Consider the following 18,642-nt stretch of genomic DNA (forward strand, 5'->3'; position numbering starts at 1 on the left):
TGGTTGGGCCGATCCGTTCGGAAGCGGCATGGCCGGTTCCGTGGGAACCGGCCGGGTCCAGGCAGTCAGGCGGAGGGTGGGGCCCTGGGCTGTTGCGGAGGCGCGCGGGGCGGGAAGGGGGGCAGGCCGGCCCGGCCCTGGGGATGCTCCGGGGCAACCAGCGCAACGCGCCGCGCCGGCGCCCGCGGCGCCTCCACCCCGGCCGCGGCCGGCCCCTGGCAAAGGTCGCAGCAGTCGAGGTCGTGGCGGGGCTGGAGGGGGCGCCCCTCCTCGTCCAGCAGCACGGTCTTCATGCCGGAGGGGGTGCAGAGCTCCGTCGCCACCGCGCGGCCCAGCATGCCCAGCGCACGCGCCTGCGGCAGCACCGCCCCCGCCCATTGCAGGAGCAGGAGGCCGGCGATCAGCCGCGCGACAAGGCTGCGGGAAGGGCGCATCGCCGTCCCGTTAGCGCAAGGAAGATGCGCCCGCCAGCGGAACCGCTCACGGTTCCTTCACCCGCGCCGCGCCATGCTTGCCCTGCCGGCCGGGAAGTCCCATCCCTGCCGTCGTGATTGCCCTCCACGCCCTGGCGACGATTCCGCCCATCCGCCGCCTCCCCCCCACCACCGCCGACCGAATCGCCGCCGGCGAGGTGGTGGAGCGCCCCGCCGCCGCCGTGAAGGAGCTGGTGGAGAACGCGCTGGATGCCGGCGCGCGCCGCGTTTCCGTCACTCTGGAAGGCGGCGGCACCGACCGCATCCTGGTGGAGGATGACGGCGCCGGCATGTCCCCCGCCGACCTCGCCCTCTGCATCGAGCGCCACGCCACCTCCAAGCTGCCGGATGAGGCGACGCTGTTCCGCATCGCGACGCTCGGCTTCCGGGGCGAGGCGCTGCCCTCCATCGGCGCCGTGTCCCGCCTGTCCATCACCACCCGCTCGCGGGAGGGCGAGGGCCACGCCATCGCGGTGGAGGCCGGGCGGGTGGGGGAGGTCACGCCCGCCGCCGCCCCGCCCGGCACGCGGGTGGAGGTGCGCGACCTGTTCTTCGCCACCCCCGCCCGCCGCAAATTCCTGAAAACCCCGGGCACCGAGGCCGCCCATGCGGTGGAGGCGGTGCGCCGCCTGGCGCTCGCCTGGCCCGAGGTCGGCTTCCGCGTGCAGGTGGACGGCCGCACGGCGCTGGACCTGCCCCCCGCCGGCCGCGCCGCCCGCGCCACCGCGCTGCTGGGCCGCGACTTCGCCGGTGCCGCCGTGCCGGTGGAGGGAAGCTGGCCGGATCTTTCCCTGGAGGGGCTGGCGGCCCTGCCCACGCATCACCGCGCCACCGCCGCCGAGCAGCACCTGGTGGTCAACCGCCGCCCGGTGCGCGACCCCCTGCTGCGCGCCGCGCTGCGCGTGGCCTATCGCGACGTGCTGGCCTCGGGGCGGCACCCCGTGGCCGCCCTGTTCCTGGAGGTTCCGCCCGAGCAGGTGGACGTGAACGTTCATCCCATGAAAACCGAACTGCGCTTCCGCGATGCCGCGGGCGTGCGCGGTGCCCTGATCGCCTCCCTGCGCCGTGCGCTGGGCACGGGGGCTGGCGTGGGCACGGCGCGCACCGGCTGGGACGCCGCCCTCGCCGCCGCAACCGAGCCCGGCAGCCCCGATCCTTCATGGCCCAGCCGCGCCGGGCAGCCGGTTTCCGAGGCATCCGTCACCTGGGCCGGCGGCACGGAAAGCCCGGCCCGCCCGCCCGGCTTCGCCGAGGCCAGCTTCGCCTTCTCCGTCCCCCCGCCCGCGCCGGTGCAGCCGCGCTTCGCCCTGCCGCCCGGCGCCATGGCCGTTCCCGCCGAGGCGCCGCCGCTTCCCCCGGGCAGCGCGGCGGAAGGCCCGCTCGGCCGCCCGCTCGCGCAGTTGCTGGACACCTACATCCTGGCCGAGGCGCCGGACGGCGCGCTGATCCTGGTGGACCAGCACGCGGCGCATGAGCGGCTGACGCACGAGCGGCTCTCGGCCCAGCTTGTGGCCGGCGGCGTGCGGTCGCAGCCGCTGCTGCTGCCGGCCGTGGTGGACATGCCCGCCGCCGACGCACTGCGCCTGGCCGGCCGCGCCGCGGAGCTTGCCCGGCTGGGGCTGGAGATCGAACCCTTCGGCCCCGGCGCCATCCTGGTCCGCGCCCTGCCGGCCCTGCTGGGCACGCCCGAGCCCGGGCCGATCCTGGCCGACATCGCGGCCGAGCTTTCGGACTGGGAGGAAAGCACCGCGCTGGAGCGCCGGCTGGACGCCGCGGTGGCGCGGCTGGCCTGCCACGGCAGCGTCCGCGCCGGCCGCCGGCTCAACATCGCCGAGATGGCGGCCCTTCTGCGCGAAATGGAGGCGACGCCCCGCGCCGCCACCTGCTCCCACGGGCGTCCGACCTTCCTGCGGCTGGGGGCGGGCGATTTCGCGCGCATGTTCGGGCGGAGCTGAGGCGCGGCGTCTGCGCCACCCAACCCGCGCCGCGCCCCCGGGTTATCTGGGCGGCAGCAGCGGGTGGGGCGCATGGCGAAGCACACGGAACCCTCCCGCTTCAGCGCGGACGTGGTCAACAGCATCGTCCAGACCCTGGCCATCGTCGGAGCCGGGGCCTGGGCGGTTTATACCTTCATCTACGAGGCACGGATCGCGCCGGGCCTGGCGCCGCCCACGGTGTCCGTGAGCACCGCGCTGGAGCGGGTGGGCCGGCGCGGCGACCTCGTGGCCATCCGCTCCACCGTCACGCGCCGGAATGTCGGGCAAACGGAAGTGCGGGTGCTCGGACTGACCTACAACGTGGTCGGCGTGCGCGTTCGCTTCGCGGGGGAAGGGGCGCTGCCCGCGCCACCCTCCGCCGGTGCCGTCGCCCAGGCCCGTGACTACGTGGAGGAGCCGGGCGAGGTGCTGCTCCGCCAGGGCATCCTGTTCGAGGGTGCCGCCGGATCGCCCGGCGACCCCTCCGGCCTCAACCCCGGCGAGGCCGTCTCGCGCGACCTGATCTTCTACGCCGATCCCTCGCGCTACGATTCCATCCGTTTCCTGGTGGCGCTGTCCTACGCGAAGATGTCGGCGCCCCCGGTGCCGCTCGTGCTGGAGCTGCGGGATGGCCGGATCGCGGCGGTGCCTGGTTCGGAATGCCAAAGCCGGCCCACCCCGTGCGAGGCCCTGGCGCGGACGGATTTCGGAACCGAGTTCTCCCTCTGGTCGCCCTGAGGGCGTGTCAGTCCAGCAGCCAGCGCAGGGAATGCCGCAGCCGCGCCGCGCCGTCCCGCTCGAACCAGGCACCATGGGCGAAGATCACGCGCTCCGGCCGCAGCGCCACCAGCTCCGCGGCGGCCCGCGCGGCCTCGGCCTGCCGCCAGCGCACCACGGCGCGCAGATAGGGCGGCGGCATGCCGTCCGGTGCCAGCACGCCGAAGGCCCAGGCAAGGGGCCGCACCGGAAGCGGCACCTTGGGCGCCTCCAGGTTGATGACCACGTCGGTCAGCACCAGCGTGGAGGACGGGCGGTGGAACATCGCCACCTCCGTGAAGCCCGCCCCGCCCGGAACCAGCACCAGCTCGATCGCCCCGGCCCATTCGGGGGGCGCCTGCACGCCGAGGTCATGGTCCAGCCGCACGCCGCTCCGCCGCACCTGGCCCCGCCGCCGCAACCCGGGCGCGGCCCAGGTCGTGGCCTCCGGGCAGGCGTCCTGCCAGTCCTTCAGAAAGGTCCAGTGCGCGATGTTGGGTGCCACGAGGTGCCGCACCGGCCCGATCCGCTCCAGCGCGGATTTGAGGGCGATCGAGTACCGGGTGGGCGAATGCAGCAGAAGCCCGCCATCAGGCAGGCGGATCACGGTCATGCGCGTGCCGAGCACGGCGCCGAGCGCGTTCTCCAGCAGGCTGTCGACGATGAAGATCCCCTCGGCCGCCGGCTTCGGCACGTCGAGCGGTGGATAGCCGACCTGGTGCCCCGCATGCGCGTGATGCCCATGCGCCGGACCCAGCAGCCGCGCCGCGGGGCCGCCGCCCTGGCCCGGCCCCTGCCGCGGGGCATTGCTGCTGAAGGCCGTCACCAGCAGTTCCGTCACGCCGAGCCCAACCAGCAGCGCACGCGCCCCGTCCGGCTGCCGCCGCATGGCCAGCCCCGCCGCCAGCAGCGCCGCCCCGCCGAGGGCGTCCATGGCAAGGTGCTGGCGCATGGAGAGGGCGGGGGTCAGCCCGCCTTCATAGTCCGTCAGGGCGGCATAGGCGGCGTGATAGGCACCGGCCGCCCCAAGCAGGCGCCCCACGGGCTGGGGCAGCGCGCGGGAGGCGGAAAGCCCGCCCAGCAGCGCGGCCATCCCGTAATCGATCAGCCCATGCACGCGGGTGGAAATCATCGGGCGCATCCGTTCCGAAGGGACGCGCAGGAAACGGGAGCGCCGCGGGATGGATGCCGCCGACATCACCTAATTTCATTGAGGGGAACACCCGCCCGCCGCCCACAACGAAACCGGCGCGAACCGCCGGTCCGCGCCGCATCATGCCTGCGAAGGAGGATGCGCCGGCCGGAGCCGGCGCAGGGCCTCAGCCCTCCTCCTCGTCGTCGGAGCCGCGCAGGTCGCAGGCGATAACATAGGCCGGGGAACCGTCCTCGGCCTCCATCTCCTCGATCATGTCGATGCCGTAGATGTCGATGTCGCCGTCATCCTCCTCGCCGCCCAGCATGATGCCGAGCGCGATGGGCCGGGAGGCGTCGAGCTTCTGCAACTCGGCAATCAGGGCGCCGACCGTCATGGTCTCGGTGGCCTGGGTTTCGTCGGACATAGGGGTCGCTCCTGAACGCTGCGCCGATGTGGCAGGCCGCGGGGGGCGGAGCAAGGGAGGGGGGCTGTGACGGGCGCGTGATTATCCGCCCCTCAGTCCCGCTTCACCCAGCCCGAGGGGCCCTGCTGCCAGTAGGTCAGCGCGTGGCCGGCCGCCTTGCCCCGGCGCCAGCGGTCCCGCGCGGCGGCCAGCGCGGCGGGGTCGTTGCCGTCGAACAGGTCGAAGATGCGGTCGAAGTTTTCGGCCCGCGCCGTCTCGGCGCCATCCGCCAGGAAGAGGTGCCGGGCGCCGTTGGGGGCCTCGTCCTCGGTGGTGAGCCAGACCGGCTGCAGGTCGGCATCGCCCGTGGCGGGGGTGCCGTGGGGCAGCCAGTCCGGATCGGGGCAGACCCAGAGGGCGGCATCCAGCGCCGCCAGCCGCTCCGGCCCGCCCACCCGCACCACGGCGCGCCCGCCGGTGGCCAGCACGCGGCCGAGCAGGCGCGGCAGCGCCACCTCCAGCGCGGTGCGGGTCAGGTGGTAGAAGCCGATCTCGCTCATGTCTCGAAGCGGTCCGCCACCAGCCGGTCCAGCAGCCGCACGCCGAAGCCGCTGGGGCCGGGGGGAAGGGGATAGGCGCCGCCCTCCACGCCCTCCTCGCGCAGATCCATGCCGGCGATGTCGAGATGCGCCCAGGGAATGTCGCGTCCCGCGAATTCCCGCAGAAAGGCCGCGGCCTGGCAGGCGTCGGGCAGGAACTTCCCGGCCCAGCCCGGACCACCGCCCCCGGGCGGCAGGCAGTGGCGGAGATCGGCGATGGCGCTGTCGAGGTCGCTCCGGTGGCGCTCCCCGATCGGCATGGGCCAGAGCGGCTCGCCCACCGCGTCGCCGGCGGCCATGCAGGCGTCGCGCAGCGGGTCGTCGTTGCCGAACAGCCCCGCGCGGTGGTGGCCGAGGGCCGAGACGATGCTGCCGGTGAGCGTGGCCAGGTCGATCATGGCGCGCGGTGCCAGCCCGCGCGCGTGGTGCAGCGCGTCCGCCAGCACCAGCCGCCCCTCCGCGTCGGTGTCCACCACCTCCACCGTGCGGCCGGAGGCGGTGCGGAGCACGTCGCCCGGCCGGTAGCTCGTCGCGCCCGTCGCGTTCTCGGCGATGGCCAGCACGGCGATGGCGGGGGCGGGGCTGCGGCGGAGCGCGAGCGCCAGGATCGCCCCCGCGCAGGCGGCGGCGCCGGCCATGTCGCCCTTCATCGCCTCCATGCCCTTCGCGGGCTTGATGGAAATGCCGCCCGTGTCGAAGGTGATGCCCTTGCCCACGAAGGCGACCGGCGAGCCGCCGCCCGCACCCGCCCAGCGCAACACAACCAAGCGCGGCGGATGGGCGGAACCCTGCCCAACGGCCAGCAGGGCGCCGTAGCCGTGCCGCTCCAGCCAGTCGCGCCCGTGCACCACCACCTCGATGCCGTGCTTGCGCAGCCCCAGCAGGCGGTCGGCGAAGCTCGTCGGGGTCAGCCGGTTGGCGGGCTCGGCCGCGAGGTCGCGCGCAAGGCCCACGCCACGCAGCACCGCCTCCACCCGCGCGAGTTCGGGGGCTGCGGCACCGGCATCGTCCACCAGCAGGTCCAGGCGCCGCAGGCCGCGCCGGGGCCCGGTGCGGAGATCGGGCAGGCGGTGGCCGCGCATCCCCGCGCCCATGGCAAGCTGCCCGACCGAGGCCGGGTCCAGCCCGCGCGCGTCGATCACCGCGTGGCGCACGGGCTGGGCGTCCTTGTCCTCCCGCTCGGTGGACATGGAGGCGACGGCCAGCGCGCCCGCCGCTTCCAGCCGCAGCGGGCGCGGCGGCCCGGCGCCGACCAGCCAGGCGGTGCGGCGGCCCAGCACGCCATCCAGCCGCAGCGCCTCGCCCCATGGGCCGTTCAGGCGGGCCGCATCGAAGCGCGCCACCGCCGCGGCGGGGGCATAGGCGGGCGGCAACGCCTCGCCCGGCACGGCCGGGAAGGCGACGGGATGGCGCCCCCGCGGCAGTTCGGTCAGGCGAAGCTTCAGCACGGCCGCGCCGCTGCTAGCGCCGCGGGCGGCGCGTCGCCGGGCGGGCCGCCGGGGCAGGGGCCGGCGCCACGGGCGCGGCGATGGAGGCGTCCGCCGAGGCGCCGCCGCCTTCCGCCAGCACCGCCGGGGATTCGCTGCCCGCGCCGCTCACCGCGGCCGGTGGCTCGGCCGCCGGAACCTCCGCCGGGGCAGGGGTGCGGCCCTCGTGGTGCTCGGCCACCAGCCGGTCCAGCAGGCGCACGCCCCAGGCCGTCGCGCCCTTGGGCACGGTGGGCTGGTCCTTGGAGCCCCAGGCGACGCCGGCGATGTCGAGATGCGCCCAGGGGCAGCCGTCCACGAAGCGCTGGATGAACTGCGCGGCCGTGATGGAGCCGCCCGCGCGCCCGCCGCCCACGTTCTTCATGTCGGCGATGTCGGACTTGATGGCGCGGTCATAGGCCTCGCCCAGCGGCATCCGCCAGGCCAGCTCGCCCACCGCCTTGCCGGCCTCCTGGATGCGCTGGGCCAGCCCGTCGTCGTTGGAGAACAGCCCTGCGTGCTCGTTGCCCAGCGCCACGATGATGGCGCCGGTCAGCGTGGCCAGGTTCACCATGAAGGCCGGGTCGAAGCGCTTCTTGCAGTAGGACAGCACGTCCGCCAGCACGAGCCGCCCCTCGGCATCGGTGTTGATCACCTCGATCGTCTGGCCGGAATAGGAGGTGACGACGTCGCCGGGGCGCACGGCGGTGGAGGAGGGCATGTTCTCCACCAGGCCCACCAGCCCGACCACGTCCACCTTCGCCTTGCGGCCCGCCAGCGCCATCATCAGCCCCGCGACCGTGCCGGCGCCGGCCATGTCCCACTTCATGTCCTCCATGCCGCCCGCGGGCTTGATGGAGATGCCGCCCGTGTCGAAGGTCACGCCCTTGCCGACGAAGGCGACCGGCTTGCTGTCCTTCTTCTTGGAATCCGTGCCGTTCCAGCGCATCACCACCATGCGCGGCGGCTGCGCCGACCCCTGGGACACGCAGAGCATGGAGCCGAAGCCGAGCTTCTCCAGGTCCTTCTGCCCGAAGACCTCCACCTCCACGCCCAGCTTCTCCAGCTTGCGCAGGCGGTCGGCGAACTCGGGCGGGTTGAGGATGTTCGCGGGCTCGCTGACCAGCTCGCGCGCCAGGAACACGCCCTCCGCGACCGCGCGGCGGCTGGCCCATTCGGCCTTAGCCGCCTGCGGGTCCTCGCAGAGCACCTTGATGCCGGTCAGGCGCGGCTTGTCCTCGGGCTTCTCCGTGGTGCGGTAGCGGTCGAAGCGCCAGGCGCGCAGCGTGGCGCCGAGCGCGAGATCGGCCGCCGCCCCGGCCCAGCCGCCGATCGCGCGGGCATCCACCGAGGCCACCGTTTCCTTGCCCAGCGCCGCGGCGGCGTTCCCGCCCGCCGCCTCGGCCCCGGCGGCGTCCAGCGCCTCGCGCTTGCCCAGGCCCACAAGCACGAGGCGCGAGAGCCCGCCACCCGGGGCGTAGAGGGTGGTGGACTGGCCCTTGCGGCCCTTGAACTCCGCCGCCGCCACGCCGCGCGAGAGGCTGCCGCCGAGCAGCCGGTCCCATTCCCCCATCAATGCGCCGCCCAGGTCCTCCTCCGCCAGCGGCAGGACGAGGGCGCCGCTTTCGGGCAGGGCGGCTTTGGCGAAGGCGAGGTCGAGCATGGGAGGTCCTGAATTCTTGTTGGGCAGAAGATAGCACCCGCCGGACGATCCGCCATGTTGCGGCGCAGGAGGGGGCGGGCACTTCACCGTTTCATCGTTCTGTCACGCGATAGCGCGGCTTGGCGGTGGCCCCGGGCTGCGGTGGCGGCGGAGGCCGTCGCCAGGAAGCCTTTCCCTGTCCCGCTCCGCCCGCCTGCTCGACCTTCTTCAGGCGCTGGCGGAGGAACTCGGCGTCTCCCCCCCGGACGCTTATACCGCGACATCGAGACGCTGGTGGCCCAGGGCGCGCCGATCGAGGGGGAGGCGGGGATCGGCTTTGTCCTGCGCCGCGGCTTCTTTCTGCCGCCGCTCCGCTTCACGGCGGACGAGGTGGACGCCCTGATCCTCGGGCTGCGCCTGGTCGCCCGGCGGGGGGACGAGGCGCTCGAGGCGGCGGCGGGCAACGCCCTGGCCAAGATCGAGGCGGTGCTGCCGCCCGACATTGCCGGTGCGGCCGAGTCCGGCGCCCTGCTCGCCGGCCCGGGCATCCCCACGCCGCACCTGGCCATGCTCCGCCGCGCGATCGCCTAGGAAGCCCGGCTTTGCCTGCGCTACACCGATAGGAAGGGCGCGGGAACGGAGCGCGTGGTCTGGCCGGCCGCCATCGGCTTCTTCGAGGCGGCGGAGGTGCTGGTCGCCTGCTGCGAGACGCGTGGGGACTTCCGCCACTTCCACCTGGACCGGATCGCGGAGGCCGCCCCCGCCGGCGGCCGCTTTCCCCGGCGTCGGCGCGTGCTGCTGGCCGACTGGCGCGCGGCCCAGGCCATCGAAGGCTTCTGACAGGAACTGACAGGGGGGGCCGCATACCGGCCGGGCAACAGGAGAACCGGCCATGACCGACCTCGGCCTCACCATCCTCCTCGTGGACAGCCCGCCCGCCAGCGCCGCCTTCTATGCGGGCCTGCTCGGGCGGGAGCCCGCGGAGGCCTCGCCCGGCTTCGCCGGGTTCGCCATGCCCTCCGGCGCCGGGCTGGGCCTCTGGTCCCGCCACGCGGTGGAGCCCGCGCCGGGCGCCGGGCCGGGGGCGGCCGAGCTGGCCTTCGCCGTGCCGGACGTGGACGCGGCGCATGCCGACTGGTCCGCGCGCGGCCTGCCGATCGCCCAGGCGCCGACCGACATGGTTTTCGGCCCGACTTTCGTGGCGCTGGACCCGGCCGGGCACCGCCTGCGCGTGTTCTGCCCGGCCGGCCCCTGAGGGCGGGGCATCGGCGGGGCCGCCGGGCGATGCCGCAGACGTGAGGCGGCGGTCCCCGCGAAGTTCCCGCGCCACGGCCGATCCGTGGAATGATCCGCCCCCGGCGCGGCGCGGCCGCGTCGGAATGGTGGAGGAAAGCCCTTGGCCCCGCCCGAAACGCCCCCCGCGGCCGAAGCGCGGGAGGACGCGCCGCCCGTGGCCCACGCGCCGGGCAAGGACGCCATCCGCGCCCAGTGGGACCGGGCGGCCGCCGGCTGGGACGCGCAGGCGCCGCGGCTCCGAGCCTGGCTGGCCGGCCCCACCGCCGCGATGATCGCGCAGGCCGGCATAGGCCCCGGCGCGCGGGTGCTGGACGTCGCGGCCGGCGCGGGCGAGCAGACGCTGGACATCGCGCGTGCCGTCGGCCCCGGCGGTTCCGTGCTGGCCACCGACCTGTCCCCCGCGATCCTGGAGCGCGCCGCGATGCGCGCGCGGGCGGCGGGGCTGGACAATGTCCGGACCCGCTTGGCGGACGGCGAGGCACTGGGGCTGGAGGAAGCTTCCTTTGACGCGGCCGTGTGCCGCCTCGGCCTGATGCTGCTCCCCGATCCGCTCAGCGGCCTCCGGGAGGTGCGCCGCGCCCTCCGCCCCGGCGGGCGGTTCTGCGCCGTGGTGTTCGCGGGGCCGGCGAACAATCCCTGCATCACCCTGCTGGTCTCCACCGCGATGCGCCATGCGGGGCTGCCCCCGCGCGACCCGTTCCAGGCGGGCGGGCTGCTCAGCCTGGGCAAACCCGGGCTGATCGAGGCGCTCTTCGCCGAGGCCGGCTTCGCGGAGATCCGGGTTTCGCGGATGGAGGCGCCCTTCCGGCTGCCCTCCGTCCGGGACTACCTCGACTTCCTGCGCGCCGCGGCCGGTCCCGTCATCGCAATGCTCGACCGGCTCGACCCGGCGGCGCGCGAGGCCGCCTGGGCCGATATCGAGGGCGGGCTCGGCGCCTTTCGCACGGAGGGTGGCTGGGAAGGGCCGAACGAGCTTCTGCTCGCCTCAGGGCGGCGATAGGAACGGCATTCCCCTGCCGGGGCCGCGGAAGCGGCCGCTCCCGCGCGCGGTTCAGCGCCAGCCGCCGCGCCAGCCACCGTGGCCGCCATACCCGTGGCCGCCACCATAGCCACCGCCCCCGTAGCCACCGCCATAGCCCCGCCCACCATGGGCCGGCGCCGAATAGGCATAGGAGCGGTACCCCCCGCCATGGCCGTAGCCATAGGGGCCGGCGGGATAGGCCACGCAGCCGGCCAGCGAGGCGCCGGCGACCAGGACGGCGAGCACGCGGAGCGGCCGGAAACGGCGGAACATGGTAACCTCCTGACGGCGGGCGGCGGCGGAATGCCGCTTGCGCCTCGCCACGGGGCCATGACGCTCCGGGGAACTGTCCGAACCGAGGCGGGATCGTGCCCGCGCCGTGGCAGGGCGGCCGGTCCGGGCCGCCGCACGCAGGCGTGATGCGCCGCCCCGGGACGCGCCGTCAGGGAACGGCGACGACGTCGTCCGGGCGCTGCGGCGGCAGCTTGATCGCCACGGCCCGGAAGCGGCCGGTGGTGGCGCGCGAACCGGCATGGGCGGTGCGGCGGGGGATGATCACCATGTCGCCGGGCTTCACCTGCACCTCGCGGTCGCCGAGCCAGAAGGAGCCGGTGCCGTCCAGGATCAGCTGGATCTCGTCGGCATCCGCGTGGAAGTGCTTCATCACGTTGCCGCTCTGGACGGCGATCGTGCCGTGCTCGGAATCCACCAGGGTGCGCGAGCGCACGTCGGCGCCGGGGCGCATCGGCCCGATCTCCTCGTCCGTCATCGTGAACACGTTGACGATCTGCGGCGTCATGGCCGGGCGCGCGGCGGCGCCCTGGGCCCAGGCATGCGGCACCACGTCGGCCGCGAAAAGTCCGGCGGCGAAGGCGACGGCAAGGCCGCCGCAGATGACGGGAAGGCGCATGGTTCGGTTTCCTCCGGGTTCGTGCCGGGGATCATGGGCCAGCCCGTCCCGCCGCCGCAACAAGCCTCGCGCGCCCCTCCGGGCCGGGGGCGTGTTCACGCGCGAGGCGATCGCGCACTAGCCTGCCGCGATGCGATTCGCGGTTCTCGCCGACACCCATGGAAACCTCCTCGCCCTCCGGGCCGTGCTGGAGGACCTGCGCGCCGCGTCACCCGACCTTTTGGTGAACCTCGGCGACCTCGTTTCCGGCCCCTTCGACCCGGCCGGCGCGGCGGAGGCGCAGATGGCGCTCGGCTGCCCCACCCTGTCCGGCAACCACGAGCGGCAGATCCTGGAGGGCGCGCCGGGCCAGTCCGACGGCTTCGCGCGGCCGCTGCTCACCCCGGCCCAGCGCGGCTGGATGGCGGCGCTGCCGAAAACCCTTTCCCTCGCGGGGGGCGAGGTCTTCGCCTGCCATGGCAGCCCCGCGGGGGGCGACCTGGACTACCTGCTGGAGGACGTCACGGCCGGCCACGCGGCGCTCGCCGCGCCCGAGGCCATCGCGCCGCGCCTGGCCGGCATCGGCGCCGCGCGCCTCGTGCTCTGCGGCCACACCCACACCGCCCGCGCCGTGACGGTGGGGGATGTGCTGGTGGTGAACCCCGGCAGCGTCGGCATGCCCGCCTACCGCGACCTGCTGCCCGTGCCGCACGCGATGGAGGCGGGCAGCCCGCATGCCCGCTACGCCCTTGTCACCCGGCGCGCCGGCGCCTGGGCCGCAGAGCTTCGCGCCGTGCCCTATGACTGGGAAGCCGCCGCCCGGCAGGCCCTGCGCGCCGGGCGCCCCGACGCCGCCCATGCCGTGCGGACCGGAAGGGCCATGCCCCAGCCCTGATCCCGAGCCCTGATCCCGAGCCCTGATCCCGAGCCCTGATCCCGCAGCCCTGATCGCGCGGCCCTGGTCCCGCCGGCGGGGGGTGCCCTTCCGCCCCCCGGCCGGGCTATTGCCCTGGCATGACCGACGATGACCTGCTCGCCCTGGCCGCCACCCTGGCCGAGCGCGCCGCCCATGCCATCAACGCGATCCGCGCCGCCGGCTTCGCGGTGGAGCGCAAAAGCGACGCCTCGCCCGTGACGGAGGCGGACCGCATCGCCGAGGCGCTGATCGTCGAGGGGCTGCGCGCCGCCAGCCCCGATATCCCCGTGGTGGCGGAGGAGGAGGTCGCGGCCGGGCTGCACACGGCGCTGGCCCCGCGCACCTGGCTGGTGGACCCGCTGGACGGCACGCGCGAATTCGCCGCCGGCCATGACAGCTTCACCGTGAACATCGGGCTCGTGGTGAACGGCATCGCCCATCTCGGCGCCGTGGCCGTGCCCGCCACGATGGAGATCTTCGGCGGCATCGTGCCCAGGGGACTGGCCTGGAAGCGCGACGCCGCCGGCCAGCGCCCCATCCGTGCCCGTGCCATCCCGGCGGAGGGCGCGACGGTGCTCGCCTCCCGCCATTATTCCGACGATCCCCGGCTGGACCGCTTCCTGGAGGGGCGCCAGGTGGCCAAGGTGGTCAAGATCGGCTCCGCCGTGAAGTTCTGCCGCCTGGCCGAGGGCGCGGGGGACCTCTATCCCCGCTTCGGCCGCACCATGGAATGGGACACCGCCGCCCCCCAGGCCGTGCTGGAGGCCGCGGGCGGGCGCGTGGCGGGCTTCGACGGCGCGCCGCTGCGCTACGGCAAGCCCCTGTTCGAGAACATGGCCTTCCTGGCCCAGGGCGCGGAAATCGAGGGCGCTGCGTGACGGAGCGCCTGCCGCCCGACGCGGTCGCGCGCGCCGCCGCCCTGCTGCGGGAGGGGGCGCTGGTCTCCTTTCCCACCGAGACCGTCTATGGCCTGGGCGCCGATGCCCGGCAGGCGCGCGCGGTGGCCGCGATCTTCGAAGCCAAGGGCCGGCCGCACTTCAACCCGCTGATCCTGCACTTCCCCGAGGCCGGCGCCGCCTTCGCCGAGGTGGTGCCGGATGAGCGTGCTCGGGCGCTGGCCGCGCGCTTCTGGCCGGGGCCGCTGACCCTGGTGCTGCCGCGCCGCGCGAGCAGCCGCGTGGACCTGCTGGCCGGGGCGGGACTGGACACGCTGGCCGTGCGGGTGCCCGCCCATCCCCTGGCCTTGAGCCTGCTGCGGGAGGCGGGCGTGCCCGTCGCCGCGCCCTCGGCCAACCGCTCCGGCGGTGTTTCCCCGACCACGGCGGACCACGTGCTGGAGGGGCTGTCGGGCCGCATCGCCGCCGTGCTGGATGGCGGGCCCTGCGCGGTGGGGGTGGAAAGCACGGTGCTGGACCTCACCGGCGCCGGGGCCGTGCTGCTGCGCCCCGGCGGCGTCACGGCGGAGGCGATCGAGGCGGTGGTCGGGCGTGTCGGGCGCACCATCCCGCTCGCGGCCGCGGAAAAGAGCCGGAGCCTGCGCTCGCCGGGGATGATGCTGTCCCATTATGCGCCGGCGCTGCCGGTGCGGCTGGGCGCCGGCGCGGTTTCGGCGGAGGAGGCGCTGCTGGCCTTCGGCCGGCCCCTGCCCGGGGCCGGGGCGGTGTGGAACCTTTCCGAGGCGGGCGACCTGGCCGAAGCCGCCGCGCGCCTCTTCGCAGGGCTGCGCTGGCTGGATGCCGAAGGGGCGCGGCGGGGGCTGCGGGGGATCGCGGCCATGCCCGTGCCGGCGGAAGGGCTGGGGGAGGCGATCAACGACCGGCTGGCCCGCGCGGCGGCGCCGCGCTGAAGGGCTGCTCGCGGCCCCGCCGCGCTGCACCCCCCTTGTCCCGGTTCCCCGCCGGGTTGACCCTGGCCTCGTGCTCAAGCCAACCGCCCCGACCCCGGACCATGCCGGGGAACCCCCGCTCAACCCGCCGCCCGGCCCCTCCCAGCTTTTCGCGGCCTTCGCCAAGGCGGGGCTGATGGGCTTCGGCGGCGCCCAGGTCTGGGTGCGCCGCGCCCTGGTGGAGGAGCGCCGCTGGATGACCGAGCGCGACTACGCGGAGGTGCTGGGCCTCGGCCAGGTGCTGCCCGGCCCGAATGTCGGCAATGCCGCCGTGATGATCGGGCGGCGCTTCGCGGGCCTGCCCGGCTCCTTCGCGGCCACGGGCGGGCTCTACCTGTTTCCGCTGGTCGTGCTGATGGCGCTGGTTCTGCTCTGGCAGGAATTCGCCGGCGATCCCCATGTCGCCGCCTTCATGCACGGGCTGGCCTGCGCGGCGGCGGGCATGGTGATCGGCAACGGTTTGCGCATGACCGGGCGGCTTCGCCCGCCGCCGGAGCTGATCGCGATCGGCCTTGCCTCCACCCTCGCCGCCGCCTGGCTGCGGGTCCCGCTGCCGCTGATCGTGCTGGTGCTCGGCCCCGTCTCGGTCGCCGCCGTGGTCTGGCGCGGCCGGCGGGGCGCGCGGGCATGAGCGCGGTGGTGTGGGACCTGTTCCTGTTCTTTCTCAAGCTCTCGCTCGTCGCGGTGGGCGGCGCCAATGCCGCCGTGCCCTCCATGCACCACGAGGTGGTGGAGCTGCGCGGCTGGATGACGGATGCCAGCTTCTCCCAGGGCTATGCCCTGGCCTCGGCGGCGCCAGGGCCGAACGTGCTGTTCGTGGCGGTGATCGGCTGGCACGTGGCGGGCTGGCAGGGCATGGCCGCCAGCCTGATCGGCTTCCTGGGCCCCACCTTCGTCCTGGCCTGGGCGGTCGCCATGCTGACCCAGCGCCTGGCGGGCGATGCGCGCATGGCGGCGCTGCGGGCGGGGCTGGTGCCGGTGGCGGTGGGGCTGATCCTGGCCACCGGCCTCGTCACCGGCGCGGCCGCCGCGCGCGGCACGGGCACGGAGGTGGCGGTGGCCGTGGTGATCACCTTCGCCTCCGCCATCTTCGTGTGGCGCTCCCGCTTCTCGCCGATCTGGACGCTGCTGGCGGGGGGGCTGCTGGGGCTGGTGCTGCTGGGGCAGTGAGGGCCGTGCCGCCCACCGCCGCACTAATAATCATTCTCACCTATTGCCGGGATCGCCGGGCCGGATCAGATTGCGCGCCGTTCATCCTTCCGAGGCCAGCCCCATGATCCGCCCGCGGTTCGCCCTCCTGCTCGCCCTTTCCCTCCTCGCCGCCCCCCTTTCCGCAGGCGCGGCGGAGGTCAACCTCTACACCACCCGTGAGCCAGGCCTGATGCGCCCCCTGGCGGAGCGCTTCACCCAGGAGACCGGGGTGAAGGTCAACACCGTCTTCGTCCAGGGCGGGCTGGCGGAGCGGCTGGCGGCCGAGGGCAGCCGGTCCCGCGCCGATGTCGCCATGGTGGTGGACGTGGGCAACCTGATGGAGCTGGTGGACCGCAACCTGACCCAGCCCGTGCGCTCGGAGGTGCTGGAAGCCGCCATCCCCGCCCCGCTGCGCGACCCGCAGGGCCGCTGGTTCGCCCTCTCCACCCGGGCGAGGGCCATCTACGCCTCCCGCGAGCGCATCCCCGAGGCCGAGGCGGCCAAGCTGACCTACGAGGACCTGGCGGACCCCCGCTTCAAGGGCCGCGTCTGCATCCGTTCGGGCCAGCACCCCTACAACACCGCGCTGTTCTCGATCCTGATGATCCATCACGGCGAGCCCTGGCTGCGCGACTACCTCACCAAGCTGCACGGCAACCTCGCCCGCCGCGCCACGGGCGGCGACCGCGAGGTGGCCCGCGACATCATGGCGGGCATCTGCGACGTCGGGCTGGCCAACACCTACTATGCCGGGCTGATGCTGTCGGGGCAGGGCGGCGAGGAGCAGAAGCGCTGGGGCGAGGCCGTGCGCGTGGTCCTGCCGGCGGCGGAGACGGCGGTGAACATCTCCGGCGGGGCCGTCACCCGCCACGCGCCCAACCGGGCCGAGGCCGTCCGCTTCCTGGAGTTCCTCGCCTCCGCCGAGGCGCAGTCCATGTACGCCGACGCCAACTTCGAGAACCCGGTGCGCCCGAACACCCCCGTGAACCCCATCGTGGCCGGCTTCGGCGCGCTCACCCCGCGCGACGTGTCCCTGCCCGAGGTGGCCTCCCGCCGGGCGCTGGCCAGCCGCATCGTGGACGAGGTCGGCTTCGACCGCTGAGGATGATGCGGCCGGCGGGCCGATGAGCCACCTGGGAACCGCACCGGTGCTGCCGGCCGTTCTCGGCACGCCCGCGCGCGCGCCGCTCGGCCCGCCTCCGGCCTGCGGCCCGCGCCCCGGCTTCCGGCGCGTGGCGCTGGGCCTGCGCCTGGGGGCGGTGCTCGGCGTGCTGCTGGTGGCGCTGCCGGTGGTGGCGCTCGCCTTCGCGGCGGCGCGGGGCTCGGGCGATCTCTGGCCGCACCTCATCCGCTTTGTTCTGCCCGAGGCGGCGGTGGAAACCGCCCTGCTGCTCGCCGGGGTGGGCGCGGTGGCCGTGGGCGTGGGCACGGGCACGGCCTGGCTGGTCACCTCCTACCGCTTTCCCGGGCGCCGGACCTTTGCCTGGGCTCTGGTGCTGCCGCTGGCCATGCCCGCCTATGTCGCGGCCTATGCCTGGCTGGACGTGCTGCACCCGGCGAGTTCCGTGCAGTCCGGCCTGCGCGCCCTGCTGGGCCTGACCAACCCGCGCGCCATCCCGCTGCCCGAGATCCGCTCCCTGCCCGGCTGCATCATGGTGATGGGGACGGTGCTGTTTCCCTATGTCTATCTCGCGGCCCGCGCCGCTTTCCTGACGCAGGGGACCGACATGCTCCGGGCCGGGCGGGCGATGGGGGCGGGGGGATGGCGGCTTTTTCTCTCGGTCGGCCTTCCCATGGCCTGGCCGGCTGTCACGGCCGGGGCGGCCCTGGCGCTGCTGGAAACCCTGAACGACGTCGGCGCCGCCGAATTCCTGGGCGTGCGGACGCTGACCGTCTCGGTCTACGTCACCTGGATCACCCGCTCCTCGCTGGAGGGGGCGGCGCAGATCGCGCTCGTGCTGCTGGCGGCCGTCGCCGCCGTGCTGGCGCTGGAGGGCTGGGGGCGCAGCCGGTCCCGCGAGGCCCGGGCGGTGCAGGATTCCCTGCCCCCGGACCTGCGCCCCATGCCGCTGGGCAGGGGGCTGCTCGCCTCCCTTGCCTGCGCCCTGCCGGTTCTGCTCGGCTTCGTCACGCCGGCCTCCTACCTTCTCTGGGCGGCCTGGCGGCGGGTCGCGGAGTTCGGCTGGCCGGCGGAACTCGGCACCTGGATCGCCAACAGCGCGACGCTGGCGGCCATCGCCACCCTTCTCGTGCTGCCCGCCGCCCTGCTGCTCGCCTTCGGGGCGAGGACGGGGCAGGGGGCGGAGCCGGGCGCGCGGCCTGGGCTGGACGCCGCCCTGCTGCGCGCCAGCCTGCTCGGCTACGCCCTGCCCGGGGGTATCGCGGCGGTGGGGCTGATCATCGCCTTCGGGGGGATGGACGACGCGCTGGAAACCCTCGGCGCCCTCGCCCCGCCGCCCCTCTCGGGCACGCTGGCCGCGCTGATCCTGGCTTATTTCGTGCGCTTCCTCGCCATTCCCGCCTCGGGTCTCGACGCCGCCTATGGGCGCATCCGGCGGGAGGTGGACTGGTCGGCCCGCGCCATGGGGGCGGGGCCGGGACGCATCCTGTGCCGGGTTCACCTGCCGATGCTGCTGCCGGCCATGCTGGCGGCGGCGCTGCTGGTGTTCCTGGATGCCATGAAGGAACTTCCGGCCACCCTGCTGCTGCGCCCCTTCAACCGGGAAACACTGGCCACCGCGCTGTATGGCGAGGCCGCGCGCGGCACCTATGAGGAAGGGGCGGTGGCGGCGCTGGCCCTGGTGGTGGTGGGGCTGCCGGTGATCGCGCTGATGGTGGCGGGCGGGCGCGCCGCGGCGGGCCGGGGGCGGCGGCTGGGGCGGCGGTCCGCGCACCCGGCCTGAAGGGTGGCCCGGGCGGGGCACCCTTTGCCGGGCAACGGCATGGGGCCAGATGAGGGCTTCGGCGCCCCGGCCGCTCCGTCAGCACCGCTGT

At 74.9% G+C, this 18,642-nt stretch carries 21 protein-coding genes; 13 read left to right on the forward strand and 8 right to left on the reverse strand.

What is annotated here, in order from left to right; all coding sequences use genetic code 11:
* Positions 1-65: 65 nt before the first annotated feature.
* Entirely contained in the window at positions 66-434 is a 369-nt protein-coding gene (locus tag ACFFIC_RS17590) for a DUF2946 family protein (RefSeq protein ID WP_377052689.1), read from the reverse strand.
* A 113-nt stretch (positions 435-547) separates the two neighbouring features.
* On the opposite strand from ACFFIC_RS17590, the gene mutL reads away from it, so the two are divergent.
* Together mutL and ACFFIC_RS17600 are read left to right on the forward strand one after the other, a co-directional pair.
* Positions 548-2,428, forward strand: coding sequence for a DNA mismatch repair endonuclease MutL (gene mutL, locus ACFFIC_RS17595; RefSeq protein WP_377052691.1), 1,881 nt, complete (start codon positions 548-550; stop codon positions 2,426-2,428).
* Between the two features lie 72 nt (positions 2,429-2,500).
* Complete coding sequence (locus ACFFIC_RS17600) at positions 2,501-3,187, forward strand: hypothetical protein (protein WP_377052693.1); 687 nt, start codon at positions 2,501-2,503, stop codon at positions 3,185-3,187.
* Positions 3,188-3,194: 7 nt separating this feature from the next.
* On the opposite strand, the gene ACFFIC_RS17605 is transcribed toward ACFFIC_RS17600, so the two are convergent.
* The 5 genes from ACFFIC_RS17605 to ACFFIC_RS17625 form a co-directional block, all read right to left on the reverse strand.
* Positions 3,195-4,337, reverse strand: a complete 1,143-nt coding sequence (locus ACFFIC_RS17605; RefSeq protein ID WP_377052695.1) for a DUF4336 domain-containing protein — start codon at positions 4,335-4,337, stop codon at positions 3,195-3,197.
* Between the two features lie 187 nt (positions 4,338-4,524).
* Positions 4,525-4,764: a hypothetical protein gene (locus tag ACFFIC_RS17610; RefSeq protein WP_377052697.1), complete on the reverse strand. Its 240-nt coding sequence runs from the start codon at positions 4,762-4,764 to the stop codon at positions 4,525-4,527.
* Between the two features lie 92 nt (positions 4,765-4,856).
* On the reverse strand, positions 4,857-5,303 hold the full coding sequence (locus ACFFIC_RS17615; protein ID WP_377052699.1) for a DNA polymerase III subunit chi: 447 nt from the start codon (positions 5,301-5,303) through the stop codon (positions 4,857-4,859).
* The gene (locus ACFFIC_RS17620) at positions 5,300-6,790 is read right to left on the reverse strand and encodes a leucyl aminopeptidase family protein (protein ID WP_377052701.1); all 1,491 of its coding nucleotides are present in this window, start codon (positions 6,788-6,790) and stop codon (positions 5,300-5,302) included. Before ACFFIC_RS17620 ends, ACFFIC_RS17615 begins: the two co-directional genes overlap by 4 nt.
* A gap of 13 nt (positions 6,791-6,803) precedes the next feature.
* Positions 6,804-8,471, reverse strand: coding sequence for a leucyl aminopeptidase (locus ACFFIC_RS17625; protein WP_377052703.1), 1,668 nt, complete (start codon positions 8,469-8,471; stop codon positions 6,804-6,806).
* Between the two features lie 273 nt (positions 8,472-8,744).
* Here ACFFIC_RS17625 and ACFFIC_RS17630 point away from each other — a divergent pair, with 273 nt between their 5' ends.
* From ACFFIC_RS17630 to ACFFIC_RS17645, 4 genes are all read left to right on the forward strand, one after another.
* Positions 8,745-9,041 carry a helix-turn-helix transcriptional regulator gene (locus tag ACFFIC_RS17630; protein ID WP_377052705.1) on the forward strand — a complete coding sequence of 99 codons (297 nt, stop codon included), beginning with the start codon at positions 8,745-8,747 and terminating at the stop codon, positions 9,039-9,041.
* 15 nt (positions 9,042-9,056) lie between these two features.
* A complete protein-coding gene (locus ACFFIC_RS17635; RefSeq protein ID WP_456306944.1) occupies positions 9,057-9,290 on the forward strand; it encodes a helix-turn-helix transcriptional regulator in 234 nt (77 codons plus the stop codon).
* 52 nt (positions 9,291-9,342) lie between these two features.
* Entirely contained in the window at positions 9,343-9,705 is a 363-nt protein-coding gene (locus tag ACFFIC_RS17640; protein ID WP_377052709.1) for a VOC family protein, read from the forward strand.
* Between the two features lie 141 nt (positions 9,706-9,846).
* The gene (locus tag ACFFIC_RS17645) at positions 9,847-10,746 is read left to right on the forward strand and encodes a class I SAM-dependent methyltransferase (RefSeq protein WP_377052711.1); all 900 of its coding nucleotides are present in this window, start codon (positions 9,847-9,849) and stop codon (positions 10,744-10,746) included.
* A gap of 51 nt (positions 10,747-10,797) precedes the next feature.
* Here ACFFIC_RS17645 and ACFFIC_RS17650 read toward each other — a convergent pair whose 3' ends face one another.
* Together ACFFIC_RS17650 and ACFFIC_RS17655 are read right to left on the reverse strand one after the other, a co-directional pair.
* Positions 10,798-11,040 (reverse strand): hypothetical protein, encoded by a 243-nt coding sequence (locus ACFFIC_RS17650; RefSeq protein WP_377052713.1) that lies wholly within the window; start codon positions 11,038-11,040, stop codon positions 10,798-10,800.
* A gap of 169 nt (positions 11,041-11,209) precedes the next feature.
* The gene (locus tag ACFFIC_RS17655; RefSeq protein WP_377052715.1) at positions 11,210-11,677 is read right to left on the reverse strand and encodes a cupin domain-containing protein; all 468 of its coding nucleotides are present in this window, start codon (positions 11,675-11,677) and stop codon (positions 11,210-11,212) included.
* Between the two features lie 130 nt (positions 11,678-11,807).
* On the opposite strand from ACFFIC_RS17655, the gene ACFFIC_RS17660 reads away from it, so the two are divergent.
* The 7 genes from ACFFIC_RS17660 (at position 11,808) to ACFFIC_RS17690 (ending at position 18,551) form a co-directional block, all read left to right on the forward strand.
* Entirely contained in the window at positions 11,808-12,551 is a 744-nt protein-coding gene (locus ACFFIC_RS17660) for a metallophosphoesterase family protein (RefSeq protein ID WP_377052717.1), read from the forward strand.
* Between the two features lie 119 nt (positions 12,552-12,670).
* Complete coding sequence (locus tag ACFFIC_RS17665; protein WP_377052719.1) at positions 12,671-13,450, forward strand: 3'(2'),5'-bisphosphate nucleotidase CysQ family protein; 780 nt, start codon at positions 12,671-12,673, stop codon at positions 13,448-13,450.
* Complete coding sequence (locus tag ACFFIC_RS17670) at positions 13,447-14,418, forward strand: L-threonylcarbamoyladenylate synthase (protein ID WP_377052721.1); 972 nt, start codon at positions 13,447-13,449, stop codon at positions 14,416-14,418. The genes ACFFIC_RS17665 and ACFFIC_RS17670 overlap by 4 nt, the downstream gene beginning before the upstream one ends.
* Before the next feature lie 70 nt (positions 14,419-14,488).
* A complete protein-coding gene (locus tag ACFFIC_RS17675; protein WP_377052723.1) occupies positions 14,489-15,088 on the forward strand; it encodes a chromate transporter in 600 nt (199 codons plus the stop codon).
* Entirely contained in the window at positions 15,085-15,627 is a 543-nt protein-coding gene (locus ACFFIC_RS17680) for a chromate transporter (RefSeq protein WP_377052725.1), read from the forward strand. The genes ACFFIC_RS17675 and ACFFIC_RS17680 overlap by 4 nt, the downstream gene beginning before the upstream one ends.
* A gap of 103 nt (positions 15,628-15,730) precedes the next feature.
* Positions 15,731-16,750, forward strand: a complete 1,020-nt coding sequence (locus ACFFIC_RS17685; RefSeq protein WP_377052726.1) for an extracellular solute-binding protein — start codon at positions 15,731-15,733, stop codon at positions 16,748-16,750.
* 22 nt (positions 16,751-16,772) lie between these two features.
* Positions 16,773-18,551: an ABC transporter permease gene (locus tag ACFFIC_RS17690; protein ID WP_377052727.1), complete on the forward strand. Its 1,779-nt coding sequence runs from the start codon at positions 16,773-16,775 to the stop codon at positions 18,549-18,551.
* Positions 18,552-18,642 lie beyond the last annotated feature (91 nt).

It is taken from the genome of Muricoccus vinaceus (assembly GCF_042433125.1).
GTDB classification, from domain to species: Bacteria; Pseudomonadota; Alphaproteobacteria; order Acetobacterales; family Acetobacteraceae; genus Roseomonas; species Roseomonas vinacea.